At 33.5% G+C, this 13,198-nt stretch carries 14 protein-coding genes; all 14 read left to right on the top strand.

The window, feature by feature from the left end:
• Nucleotides 1–5: 5 nt before the first annotated feature.
• From AC58DT_RS02195 to AC58DT_RS02130, 14 genes are read left to right on the top strand one after another with little or no spacing between them, the layout of a single operon-like run.
• Nucleotides 6–1,079 (top strand): DegT/DnrJ/EryC1/StrS family aminotransferase, encoded by a 1,074-nt coding sequence (locus tag AC58DT_RS02195; protein ID WP_497215147.1) that lies wholly within the window; start codon nt 6–8, stop codon nt 1,077–1,079.
• A complete protein-coding gene (locus AC58DT_RS02190) occupies nt 1,076–1,789 on the top strand; it encodes a WbqC family protein (protein ID WP_497215146.1) in 714 nt (237 codons plus the stop codon). Before AC58DT_RS02195 ends, AC58DT_RS02190 begins: the two co-directional genes overlap by 4 nt.
• Complete coding sequence (locus AC58DT_RS02185; protein ID WP_497215145.1) at nt 1,782–2,708, top strand: DegT/DnrJ/EryC1/StrS family aminotransferase; 927 nt, start codon at nt 1,782–1,784, stop codon at nt 2,706–2,708. The genes AC58DT_RS02190 and AC58DT_RS02185 overlap by 8 nt, the downstream gene beginning before the upstream one ends.
• Nucleotides 2,695–3,420 carry a class I SAM-dependent methyltransferase gene (locus AC58DT_RS02180; protein WP_497215144.1) on the top strand — a complete coding sequence of 242 codons (726 nt, stop codon included), beginning with the start codon at nt 2,695–2,697 and terminating at the stop codon, nt 3,418–3,420. Before AC58DT_RS02185 ends, AC58DT_RS02180 begins: the two co-directional genes overlap by 14 nt.
• Entirely contained in the window at nt 3,407–4,216 is an 810-nt protein-coding gene (locus AC58DT_RS02175; protein WP_497215143.1) for a sulfotransferase domain-containing protein, read from the top strand. The genes AC58DT_RS02180 and AC58DT_RS02175 overlap by 14 nt, the downstream gene beginning before the upstream one ends.
• 4 nt (nt 4,217–4,220) lie before the next feature.
• Nucleotides 4,221–5,168 carry a glycosyltransferase family 2 protein gene (locus tag AC58DT_RS02170; RefSeq protein ID WP_497215142.1) on the top strand — a complete coding sequence of 316 codons (948 nt, stop codon included), beginning with the start codon at nt 4,221–4,223 and terminating at the stop codon, nt 5,166–5,168.
• On the top strand, nt 5,165–6,856 hold the full coding sequence (locus AC58DT_RS02165) for a sulfotransferase family 2 domain-containing protein (protein WP_497215141.1): 1,692 nt from the start codon (nt 5,165–5,167) through the stop codon (nt 6,854–6,856). Before AC58DT_RS02170 ends, AC58DT_RS02165 begins: the two co-directional genes overlap by 4 nt.
• Complete coding sequence (locus tag AC58DT_RS02160) at nt 6,853–7,530, top strand: sulfotransferase family 2 domain-containing protein (protein WP_497215140.1); 678 nt, start codon at nt 6,853–6,855, stop codon at nt 7,528–7,530. Before AC58DT_RS02165 ends, AC58DT_RS02160 begins: the two co-directional genes overlap by 4 nt.
• A complete protein-coding gene (locus AC58DT_RS02155) occupies nt 7,527–8,492 on the top strand; it encodes a glycosyltransferase (RefSeq protein ID WP_497215139.1) in 966 nt (321 codons plus the stop codon). The genes AC58DT_RS02160 and AC58DT_RS02155 overlap by 4 nt, the downstream gene beginning before the upstream one ends.
• Nucleotides 8,493–8,516: 24 nt before the next feature.
• Nucleotides 8,517–9,629, top strand: coding sequence for a GDP-mannose 4,6-dehydratase (gmd, locus tag AC58DT_RS02150; RefSeq protein ID WP_497215138.1), 1,113 nt, complete (start codon nt 8,517–8,519; stop codon nt 9,627–9,629).
• Nucleotides 9,630–9,644: 15 nt separating this feature from the next.
• Nucleotides 9,645–10,568: a GDP-L-fucose synthase family protein gene (locus AC58DT_RS02145; RefSeq protein WP_497215137.1), complete on the top strand. Its 924-nt coding sequence runs from the start codon at nt 9,645–9,647 to the stop codon at nt 10,566–10,568.
• A 6-nt stretch (nt 10,569–10,574) separates the two neighbouring features.
• The gene (locus AC58DT_RS02140; protein WP_497215136.1) at nt 10,575–11,351 is read left to right on the top strand and encodes a glycosyltransferase family 2 protein; all 777 of its coding nucleotides are present in this window, start codon (nt 10,575–10,577) and stop codon (nt 11,349–11,351) included.
• Between the two features lie 6 nt (nt 11,352–11,357).
• Entirely contained in the window at nt 11,358–12,182 is an 825-nt protein-coding gene (locus AC58DT_RS02135) for a glycosyltransferase family 2 protein (RefSeq protein ID WP_497215134.1), read from the top strand.
• On the top strand, nt 12,179–13,120 hold the full coding sequence (locus AC58DT_RS02130; RefSeq protein ID WP_497215133.1) for a glycosyltransferase: 942 nt from the start codon (nt 12,179–12,181) through the stop codon (nt 13,118–13,120). Before AC58DT_RS02135 ends, AC58DT_RS02130 begins: the two co-directional genes overlap by 4 nt.
• Nucleotides 13,121–13,198: the final 78 nt, after the last annotated feature.

The raw sequence follows: 13,198 nt of genomic DNA, 5'->3' as shown, positions 1-13,198 counted from the left end.
AAGACGTGATTAACGTAACCAAAACCTTTTTACCGCCCCAAAGAGAATACAATGCTATTTTAAAAAGAGCGTGGGATGCAGGCTGGATTACCAACCGGGGTGCTTTGGTTAAAGAGCTTGAAGAAAAACTAAAGGCCTATCTTCAAGTCTCAAATATAATTGCCACAACCAATGGCACCTTGCCATTGCAGATAGCGATTAAGGCACTAGGCTTAAAGGGAGAAATAATTACGACACCCTTTAGCTATGTGGCAACCACCAGTAGTATTGTATGGGAAGGCTGTACACCTGTTTTTGTAGATATTCATCCAGAATATCTTACCATCGATGAAGCCAAAATTGAAGCAGCCATTACTTCAAAAACGACGGGTATTTTAGCAACTCACGTATTTGGAAATCCCTGTGCAGTTGATGAAATAGAAGCCATCGCAAAAAAACACAACCTAAAAGTTATTTACGACGCTGCCCATTCTTTTGGGGTAACGTATAAAGGCAAAAGTATTTTTGAATATGGCGATGTTAGTACCTGCAGTTTCCACGCCACTAAAGTGTTTCATACGGGAGAGGGAGGAGCTATTTTTGCAAATGATAATAATCTGTTTAATAAACTATACCATTATCATAATTTCGGACATACTGGGCCTTACTCTTTAGTTAGTCTAGGTATCAACGCTAAAATGAGCGAATTGCAAGCCGCCATGGGATTGGCCGTTTTTCCATATTTAAAACAAATCAGTAAAGCTAGACAAGCGGTTTGTGAATTTTATGATTCTAACTTAGATTTTACCAAATTATCTAATATTAAAATTCGGCCTGAAGTTGATTGGAACTATAGTTATTATCCTGTTATTTTTGAGAGCGAAGCGATTTTAACCAAAGTAGTTTTAGAGCTTAATAAAGATAATATTTTCCCAAGAAGATATTTCTACCCTAGTCTTGAAAGGCTTCCATATATTCAATCTAATAGCTGTAATATAGCTGATAGCATCGCTAAACGTGTTTTGTGTTTACCGCTTTTTCATGATTTATCCGTTAATTCCTTAATGGAGATCGTAAATACTGTAAATAAAAATTTATGACGTTAGGAATCATGCAACCCTATTTTATGCCTTATCTTGGCTATTTTGCGCTTATTAAGCGGGTTGACCAATTTATTTTGTTTGATACGCCGCAATTTATTCGGCATGGTTGGATTGAAAGGAATAAGGTGTTAAAGCTAAATGGTGAAACATTATACATTAAGGTTCCATTAAAAAAGCATGCCAGAGACACTCCAATAAATAAAGTTGTTATTAATAATGATGAGAATTGGAAAAATAAAATATTGGCACAATTAGTTCCATATAAAAAAAGGGCACCATATTACAAGGAAGTTATAGGTTTGTTGGAAGAAATTTTTGAGAATAAAACAAATTCCATTGTAATACTCAACTTTATAGCCTTGCAGAAGATTTGTAATTATCTTGACATAATTACACCAATAAAAATATGGTCCAAAATGGATGTTAAGATAGAAGGTGTAAATGAACCAGATGAATGGGCATTGAATATCTGTAAAGCTATGGGAGCAAATGGGTACTATAATCCTCCTGGGGGCAAAGATTTTTTTGATTCTAATAAATATAATAAGGCTGGTATTGACTTAAAGTTTTTGGAATTGAACCAAGTATCATATAACCAATTTGAACATGATTTTGTTCCTTATTTATCTATAATAGATGTTTTGATGTTTAATGATATAGAATCAGTAAATCAAATGTTGGACCAATATAAGATTACCAATGATTAGTAAAACTGCAACGGATCCCGAGGCATATAGGAAGAAAGTTTTTTTCACGAATTCTGCAAGAGAAGGGTGGGAATTAATCTTAAAAACCCTTAGACCAGAATCCAAAGTTTTATTACCTGCATACATTGGTATCACAGATAGAGAAGGATCTGGTATTTATGATCCAATTAGTAAGCTTAATTTACCGCATGATTTTTATTTATTAAATAATGATTTAAGTATATCAAAAGATGAAATAGAAAGGTGTATATCAAAAAATAAATACGACTTGATTTTGTTAGTCCATTACTTTGGGTTTAAAATTAATAATATTGAAGAAATAGTTTCACTTTGCAAAAAACACAATCTAATTGTTGTAGAAGATTGTGCTCATTTATACAGTTACAATTTATCAGTTTTTACAGATGCGGGTAGTTTTGGTGATTATGTTTTCTATTCGTTACATAAAAATTTCCCGTTTAAAAACGGTGGACTAGTTGTACAAAACAATATGAATTTAGTAACACTTTCTACTAATGAAATACAATTTGAAGATAAACTTTCATATCAACTGCTTCAGTATGATGCTGAAAAGATTGCCTCTAAAAGACAAGAAAACTATAAAATATTAGATGCTGAGATTAAAGGTATTGAGGGGGTTTATCCCTTAAGATCATTGACACAGAAAGATATTCCCCATACTTATCCAATAATTGTGGAAAATGATTTAAGAGAGAGATTGTATTTTTGGTTAGTTGAAAAAAATATGACAGTTATAGCCTTATATTATCGTTTAATAGTCCCACTTAATGAAGATAAATATGATGAAATGCAAAAAATTTCAAATAGCATATTAAACCTTCCAATACATCAAGATATTAACAAAAATGATATAAAAAATTTGGCAGAGGTTATAAAACAATTTTATGGACAATCCTGAAAACGAAATAGATAATTATTGGAAAGACAATTTCAATGATGATAAGATTGTGAATGTTGGTAAAGATCTGCAGGCCAATATAGCAAGAACTAAGAAAGGAAAGAGTGTAGCCCCTGAAGAGTGGACTAAAACCGTTCATAGTTTAATTAACATATTAAATATTAATCCAGAATCTAATGTATTAGAGTTGTGTTGTGGTAATGGAGTTTTACTAGGAGAATTGGCTCCTTTTTGCAAGCATGCCGTTGGGGTTGATTATTCGACTAAATTATTAAGCCAATTTCGGGAACGCTATTTAGATAGTAATTTAAAAACAATCCTTGCGGATGTAAGAAAATTTGAAATAGAAGCAAGTTTTTTTAATACGATAATTATTTATTTTTCAATTCAACATTTTGACGAAAGAGATGCTTTTTTGCTAATAGAAAAGTGTATTAAAAATTTGAAAAAAAATGGACAAATATATATTGGTGATATTCCAGATTTAGAAAGAAAATGGAATTACATTGACAAAAAAGAATATCATCAGGATTATTTCAAAAGGGTAGTAAATAGAACACCAAAGATTGGATATTGGTTTCAAAAAGATTTTTTTAGGGCGATGAACAGTTGTTTTCCACAAACCACATTTCAAATTATTACCCAACCAAATTATCAAATAAATTCAGATCATTGTTTTGATATATTAATAAAAAAGCATGAAACTAAATAAAGTGGCACTTCATGGCGTTCCAAGGTCAGGCACTTCTTGGTTAGGAGCTATAATTGATTCTTCTAAAGAAGTGATTTATAGAAATCAACCTCTTTTTTCATATGCCTTCAAATCTTTTTTGGATGAAAACGCAACAAATGAAAAGATTGATGCTTTTTTTAACGAAATATCCAAAAGTCAAGATGATTTTTTAATTCAGAAAGAAGGTAAACAAAAACAGTTGATACCTAGTTTTGCTAAAAAAACTCCTACCCATATAGTTTATAAAGAAGCTCGATATCATCATATTATTGAAAATATGATGAAAAAGGATGACTCAGTTATGGTGTTAGGTATTGTTAGAAACCCTAAAAGTGTAATAGCATCTTGGATAGAAGCCCCAAAGGAATTTAATAAAGAGGAATGGAACATTTTTGAAGAATGGAAGAACGCACCTTCTAAGAATAACAATTCCAAAGAAGAGTTTTATGGTTATCAAAAATGGAAAGAAGTTGCTCAAATGTTTCTCAAATTGAAGGATAAATATCCAGAACGATTTTATTTAGTTGATTATTCTCAACTATTGCTTAATACTGAGGTAGAAGTTAAGCGTATCTTTGATTTCTTGAAATTAGATTTCGGAATTCAGACATTAGATTTCCTAAAAAATGGTCAAAAAGTAGATCTAGCCAATGAAGCATACTCAGTGTTTAGAATAAATCAGTCAGATGATAAATGGAAAAAATTTTTACCTAAAGAAATTTTACAAGAAATTGATAAAGATTTAATAGGAACTAAACTAGAAATATTTTTATAGAGATTTGAAGAAGCCATTAGTATCAATAAGTGTTGTAACCTATAACCATAAAAACTACATCAAAAAATGCTTGGACAGTATCTTGATGCAACAAACCACTTTCACATTTGAATTAATTTTAGGGGAAGATGAAAGTACGGATGGTACTCGTGAAATTTGTAAAGCCTATGCAGATACCCATCCTGAAAAAATAAAATTGTTTCTACGTAGCCGTAAGGACGTAATTTATATAAACGGAAATGCTACAGGCCGCTTCAATATGATTGAAAACTTAAAGGCTTGTAAAGGCAAGTACATAGCCCTCTGTGAAGGTGATGACTATTGGGCAGACCCTTTAAAACTGCAAAAACAAGTAGATTTTTTGGAAAATAATATAAACTGTAGCTTGTGCCATCATTCCCAACTTAAACTGTCTGGAAAAAACTTAACCGAGGATCAACGGTTTAAAGAGCTAAATGATGTAGCTATAAATGATGCAAGTGATTTGTTTTCTTTTAAAATACAACCCCAAACCCGAACTATGGTTTTTAGGAATTGCCTAACGGCTGATGATCTTAAAAATGATTTTTTAAAACAGGCTATATTTGGAGATTTTGCACTATGTTTTTTATTGGCTAAATATGGTCAATTTGGATATTTGAGCGAAAACATGGCGGTATACAGAGTGCACGAACACGGATTGGCTTCGAAGTCATTGAGAAAAAATGAAGACTATCTAAAAACTCGATTAAAATTGGTTGAAATGTGGTGCCAAGCTTTTGAGTTTCTTAATTGCAATAAGTTGTCGTTTAAAAAAGGGATTCTTAAGTTATATACTTCCGGTATGCATAGAATTGGAAGGAAAAAATCTTTAAGAAGCATATTGAACCACTGGAGAAAAATGGATGTCGGAAACCAATTATTTTGGGAAGTGTATTTTAAATTACTTTTACAACCAAAACGTAAGCAATGATTTCACTAACCCATATTATAAATCCTGTAAAAGTTTCTGAAGCTTCAGACCTGTTTGTTGCCCAACCAGTTACTTTTGAAACGATGTGGAGAGCAAAGCAATTCGTAGAGAGTGAAATTAAAGTTAATTTGTTAACCACTCAATATCCAGAAGACCATAATATAATTCCAAGATTCTTTACTAAAACGAAAGATTTAGAGAGGTCTATATTAGATTTTGGAACTTTTGATTCGATTAAAAGGTTGCCTTTGCTTGCAGATATTTTTGATAGAACAATAAAAGAAGACACAGAGTCTGATTATATTATTTATAGTAACGTAGATATAGCCCTGTATCCTAATTTTTACGTATCGATTGCTGAATATATTAAAAGTGGGTATGATGCTATTTGTATAAATCGGAATACTATTAACCCAGAAAATGATAATTATAACTTATCAAGCCTTTATGGTATAAAAGGAACAAACCATGAAGGCATTGACTGTTTTGTGATAAAAAAAACCATTATACCAGTCCTCCAGTTGCACAATGCTGTAATTGGAACTGGGCCGGTTGGGTTAATTTTAATATGTAATTTAATACACTTTGCTAAAAAATCCATTTGGCTTCAAAATTCAAACCTTACTTTCCATATCGGTGATGATAAGAATTGGTTGAATGAGAAGGTGTCTGAAAAATCTATGTTGTTTTATAACTACAACCAATTGAGAATTGTTCTAGAAGAACTTATTTCTAAGGAAGTTGATTACGTGAAATTGGATGTTTTAAATTCAGTATTAGATCATACAAAGTATTTCCTGAAGAATTTAAAGTTTTTAGAAAAGCCTGTGCACAGAGAAAAACTTAGACTTTATAGTGATCGACAATTCGATGAATTATTAGAGCTTGATCATCAAAAACTAAAATCTGCAACAAATGATAATAAAAAATCAAGAAATAATTTAAATCTCAAGTTTAACAAAAAAAGCCCACACATCTTTCTCCATATCCACAAAAGCGGTGGTACTTCTCTTATGAACAGTATTGATGCCAACTATGTCAAGGAGAAAATTTATGTCATTGATGGAGCAGATTACCGAAACTCCTATAACTATTTTAAAAAACAACCATTGAGTTATAGAAAGAAAATTGATTTGTTGAGAGGGCATCACTTTTTCGGCTCTCACCAATTTCTGAGAAAAGATGCGGTTTATTTTACGATGGTCCGGGAACCCTTAGCCCGTTTGTGCTCCCTATACAATTATTTGAGAGAAATTGATTTGTATTCAACTATAAACAAACAGAATATGGATTTGAAGCAGTTTTTGGACAGTGGCCTGGCTATGGCTGCCGACAATGGAATTACAAGATTGTTAACAGCTAATGATTTTGATAAAGTGCCAAATGGAATGATTAAGGAAAGCCATGCCCTTGAAGCTATCCAAAATCTAGAACAACATTTTGCCGTCATAGGGATTACCGAACGATTTGAAGATTCACTTTCTTTGTTCAAATATAAATTGGGTTGGAAAGTTTTACCACAAGTCAATGCGGATAATAAAACAAGCGTTAAATTAATGGAAGTAAAGCAAGTTCAATCCTTTTTTGAAAATAATGATGATTATTGCAAATATATCCATGCCGATGTAATGGTATATCGCTATGTTTATAAACAATTTCAGAAAGCTATAAAAAGCCTGAATACATGATTCGCAAATTTTTCAAAAAACCTGAAGTAAAAAAGAAATTCAAAGCTGATAATATATCTTATGCCCATGATTTTATTTTTGTGCATATTCCTAAAAACGCTGGTACTTCTTTAAGCAATGTTTTAAATATTGAAGTGTCACACCATAATACAGTTAAGGAATATATTGATCTTTTGGGTGCGGAACATTATAAAAACATGTTTTCGTTTGCCTTTGTAAGAAACCCCTTTAGCCGGTTCATATCCTTGTATAACTATGCAAGATTGGATGAATCGTATTATCATTCTTCAATAAATCCAGAAAAAGCTATTTATGGAAAACATATGGATTATGATTTATTAAAAGGCGCAACTATAGAAGAAGCTGCAAATTATTTAAAAGAAGGTAGGCTGGTTCATAATCCACCTCATATACAATGGTTTCCTCAAAGTTTTTGGTTAAAGAACAAGAACGGCAACTTGGATATTAAATATTTGGGTAGGTTTGAAGATTTAGATTTCCATCTTAGAAATATCTGTAATATTATTGATATTCCTTTTATACCAAATCTTCAACGCATAAATGTAGCAACGAAAAGCGATACACTTTATTCAAAATTACTCAATCACAATACGAGAAAGATTTTGGAGGAATATTATAAAGAAGATCTGGAACTTTTTAATTATTCATTTTGAGCAAAGTTGATATTTCTGTTATTATTTGTTGCTACAATAGCGAAAAATTAATTAAGGATACGTTGCGGTACTTATCAAAGCAACAGCTAAAATCTTCTTTAGCTTTTGAAGTTGTTTTAGTAGATAATAACTCCACAGACAATACTGTTGTTATTGCAAAAGATTTGTGGAATAGAATTAAACCAGAGATACCGCTCAAGATCGTATCTGAAAAAATTCCCGGATTGTCTCATGCGCGAAAAACAGGTGTTTTGGCTAGCCGAGGAGAAATTATTGTTTTTTGTGATGATGACAATTGGCTTCAATCAGACTATTTGAACACTGCCTTTGAAATTATGAAAGCAAACCCGGTAATTGGTGCTTTGGGAGGACAGTCAAAAGGTGTTTTGGAAATTGAAGCACCCGATTGGTGGGAAAGCAAACGTTTGGGGTATGCAGTAGGGAAGCAAGCCGAAAATGATGGAGACATAAGTGAACGGGGGTATGTTTGGGGAGCGGGTCTAGTAATTCCGCGTAATATATTAACCTCATTATATGATGCAGGATTTAAGAGCCTGCTTTTGGGTAGAACCGGTAAGATTTTATCATCTGGGGATGACAGCGAAATATGCAAATGGGTATTGCTTATGGATTATAAAATATGGTACTCAAATCAATTAGTTTTTTCCCATTTTATTTCTGAAAAACGTTTAACTAATGAGTACGTAAAAAAACTTTATGAAGGGCATTATCGCTCACAAGATATTTTAAGTGTTTATAATTGGTATATTTCTAGAAACATAAAGCAATTGTTAGATAATTTAAACCTAAGGATGCGCTTTTTCTATTTAAGAAAATCTCTTAGATATTTTTTAAAGGGCAACAAACAATGGAAGTATTATTTACAAATAGTTATAGGAGCCAAATTCAAATTCTTTCCGCCAGTCTATTATATAAATAAAACATTGAAAAAAATAAGTTAATAAATTTAGCTTAATTTTAAACCCATGAAAATAGCATTAATTACAGGAATTACTGGACAGGACGGTGCTTATTTAGCAGAGTTATTGTTAGAAAAAGGCTATCAGGTACATGGAATTAAAAGAAGGGCCTCGTCTTTTAATACTTCCCGTATAGACCATCTATACCAAGACCCCCACGAAAAAAGCATTCGCTTTAAATTGCATTATGGCGATTTGAGCGATTCCATGAATCTTACCCGCATCATTCAGGAAGTACAGCCCGATGAAATTTACAACCTTGGCGCAATGTCGCACGTTAAAGTAAGTTTTGATACTCCTGAATATACTGCCAATGTGGATGGTTTGGGGACATTGCGAATATTGGAAGCCGTTCGTTTGCTGGGGCTAACCCAGAAAACAAAAATATATCAAGCCTCAACATCAGAACTTTACGGTCTGGTACAACAAGTGCCACAGACCGAAAAAACCCCCTTTTACCCACGAAGCCCATATGGGGTTGCAAAACTATACGGCTATTGGATTACGGTAAATTACAGAGAGGCATACAATATCTTTGCTTGTAACGGTATCTTATTTAACCACGAATCTCCCCTAAGAGGCGAAACCTTTGTTACCCGTAAGATTACCCGCGCCACTGCAAAAATAGTATTGGGAATGCAGGATACACTCTACTTGGGCAATCTAAATGCAAGACGCGACTGGGGCCACGCCAAGGACTACGTAGAGGCAATGTGGCTGATGCTGCAACAGGATAAACCTGATGATTATGTAATTGCAACGGGAAAAACAACTTCCGTTAGGGAATTTGTAGCAATGGCTTTTGCTGAAGTGGGAATATCCCTAAATTTTAGTGGGGAAAACGAAAATGAAGTGGGCACAGTGGTATCTTGCGACAATCCGGAATATCAGTTGCCCAAAGGGAAAGTGGTGGTTAGGGTAGATCCTAATTACCATCGCCCCACAGAAGTTGACTTATTGATTGGCGATGCTGCCAAATGTCAGCAAAAATTAAATTGGTCGCCCAAGCATACCTTGCCCCAGTTGGTTGCCGAAATGATGGAAGCAGATTTAAAACTTTTTAAAAAAGAAAAATATTTGCGCGACGCTGGGCACGACACCTTAGATTACCACGAATAGTTAAGAATTAAGAGCATGGATAAAAAAGCCAAGATATATGTTGCGGGTCATAATGGAATGGTTGGTTCAGCAATTGTTAGACTTTTAGAGGCTTTGGGCTACACAAATTTGCTTCTTAAAACATCCAAAGAACTGGACTTGCGGGTTCAAAGTGAGGTAAAATCCTTTTTTGAAAAGGAAAAGCCAGAATATGTTTTCCTCGCAGCGGCCAAAGTAGGTGGTATAGAAGCCAACAATACCTATAGAGCTGATTTTTTATATGAAAATTTGATGATTCAAAATAATGTAATCCATCAAAGTTATGTTCACAGCGTTAAAAAACTATTGTTTCTGGCTTCTTCCTGTATCTATCCAAAATTTGCACCCCAGCCCATAAAAGAGGAATATTTACTTACAGGCCTGCTTGAGCCAACCAATGAGCCTTATGCCATTGCCAAGATAGCTGGCGTAAAAATGTGTGAAAATTATAATAGGCAATACGGTTGTAATTTTATTTCCGTAATGCCTACTAACTTATATGGTCCCAATGACAATTACGATTTAAAAAATTCCCACGTTTTACCGGCATTGTTGCGAAAATTTCATGAGGCAAAATTGAACGCTGCTGCTACTGTTGAGGTGTGGGGCTCCGGCACCCCCAAACGGGAATTTTTACATGTGGACGATCTGGCAAAGGCTTGTTTACACTTAATGGAAACCTATCAAGGCAATGTATCGGTAAACATAGGTACAGGCGAAGATTTATCCATAAAAGACTTAGCTTTAATGATAAAGGAAATTGTGGGATTTCAGGGGGAAATTCGTTGGAATACCTCCAAACCCGATGGCACTCCCCGAAAATTATTGGACGTATCCTTAATACACAGTTTAGGGTGGGAACATGAAATTGAACTGAAAGCAGGAATTACTGAAGTTTATAAAGACAAATTTTTAAAATAAACGAGTGTGCTGATCTCTATTATAACAATCAATTTTAATGATGTTGTGGGTTTGCAAAGAACAATACTTAGTGTTCTTGAACAAACTTATACCAATATAGAATACATTGTTATTGACGGTGGCTCTACGGATGGTAGTAAGGAGTATATAGAAGCCCACCAAGAATCCCTTGCTTATTGGGTTAGTGAACCCGATACAGGCATCTATAATGCAATGAATAAAGGGATTGACGCGGCTACTGGCGACTATTTGTTATTTTTGAATAGTGGTGATTATTTGTATTCTAAAAATGTTTTATCCTATTTTCAAGATTTTTTAGTTTCTTCACCTGATAATGATATTTATTATGGAAAAATTAAAGTTGTTGGCGAAAAGCAATGGATAAAAGAATACCCAAATACATTATCATTCTCTTATTTTGTAAAAGACACTATACCGCATCCTGCGACACTTATTAAGAGAAGCTGTTTCAAAGATTTTAAGTATGATGAATTGCTTAAAATTGTTTCGGATTGGAAGTTTTTCATTATCGGAATATGTAAACTTAATTTTTCATATCAGTACTATGATGAGGTGATAGCTACCTTTGGTTTGGACGGTATAAGTAGTTACAATAGTGATTTAGTAAATAAGGAAAGAAAAGAAGTCTTGTTGAAAGAATTTCCATTATTTATGAAAGATCATGATAATTGCAAAAAGATAAAACACCAACTGAAATTATCAAAGCAAAAAACAAAGCTTGAACAAATCTTGCAAAAAATTTACAGAAAAATAATAAAGTAAGAAGATATGGTATCTGTAATTGTACCTTGTTATAATCAGGCTAGCTATCTTGAAGAAGCACTTGCCTCCGTCCTAAGACAAGAGTATCAGGAATGGGAGTGTATTATTGTTAATGATGGTTCTACTGATGCTACGGCTACTATTTCCAAAAAATGGATAAAGAAAGATAAGCGTTTTAAATATTTGGAGCAAGAGAATAGCGGTGTGGTAGCAGCACGAAATAATGGAATAAAACAAGCGGTTGGAGACTACGTCTTACCACTAGATGCTGACGATAAAATTGGCAAGGAGTATTTAGCTAAGGCGTTAGGGCGATTTAAGAATAATGAAAAGCTGAAGTTGGTGTACTGTGAAGGTGAATATTTTGGCGAGCTGGAAAAAAAATGGGACTTACCTGAGTTTACCCTACAAGAACTTGCCACCAGAAATATTATTTTTAACTGTGCTATGTTTAAAAAAATAGATTGGGAACGCATAGGTGGGTATGATGCAAACTGTACTAAAGGATTAGAGGACTGGGAGTTTTGGATACACCTGTTAAAAGATGGCGGAGAAGTATATAAAATTCCAAAAGTTTGTTTCTATTATAGGCAAGTGGGGAATTCCAGAAATGTCTCAATTACTTTACAGCAATATAAAGAAATTTATGAATATTTAAGTTTAAAGCATACAGCATTTTTTGTTGAACATTTGGGAAGTTTTAAATTTTTATATGAGAAACTCAAAAAACTGGAACGCCAAAATACAAGACTAGAAAAGCAAATAAAAGCTAACAATAATACCCTCACTATGAAAAGAATTTTGAAATTACTTATACGTCGAATAAAATGATATATATAGTTATTGTAACCTACAATGCCATGCCTTGGATTAAAAGGTGTTTGGAAAGTTGCAATGGACACCATGTAGTTGTGGTTGATAATCATTCATCTGATAACACCGTATCCTTTATAAAAGAAAATTATCCAGAAGTACACTTAATGCCCCAAGAGCACAACCTCGGTTTTGGTCAAGCCAATAATATAGGGATAAACTATGCGCTTGTGCAAAGAGCAGAATATGTTTTTCTGCTGAATCAGGATGCTTATTTACAGGAAGGTTGTTTGGATAAACTTTTGAGTGTTCAAAGAAAAAACCCTGACTATGGGGTTTTAAGCCCAATCCATTTAAACGGAAAGGGGGGTAAGTTGGATGAAAACTTTTCTAACTATATGGTTTATAAAAACAACCCTCATTTCTATTCCGATTTTATTCTTAAGAACCCCTTGCAGCAAGTTTACCAAGTCCCCTTCGTAAATGCGGCGGGTTGGTTGTTGTCCAAAGAAGTATTGGAAACTGTGGGCGGCTTTGACCCATTGTTTTTTCACTATGGAGAAGATGATAACTTCTGCCAACGGGTAAGGTACCATGGGTATAAAGTAGGAGTGGTGCCTACAGCTTTTTTACATCATGATAGGGAAGAAAGATACCAAATGGAGATAACCCATGGTTCTGAAGAACACTTTGAATTAATGGAAAGAAATCTTAAAATGAGGTATGCCAATATTAATGAGGAAAACTTAGACAAGCTACATAAGCTTCTAAAACGGAGACAAAAGAATAGACAGAGAGCTCTGTTTAAATTGAATTTCTCAAATGCAAACTATCTAAAGAAGGAAATAGACTTACTTAAGCAGATTATTCCCCAAATTGAAAAAAGTAGACAACTTGGTATAAAAAAAGGAGGTTTTTTGTACTTAAGGGATAATGAAAGAAAAGTTAATTTTTAATGTGTCCTACACATAATGCCTCACCTGCAAGTACCTATAGAATGCTTATATAATCAAATATTACTCAGACAAAACAAA

Source organism: Aequorivita sp. CRS11 (genome assembly GCF_059693805.1).
This window is presented reverse-complemented; position numbering and strand designations above follow the sequence as displayed.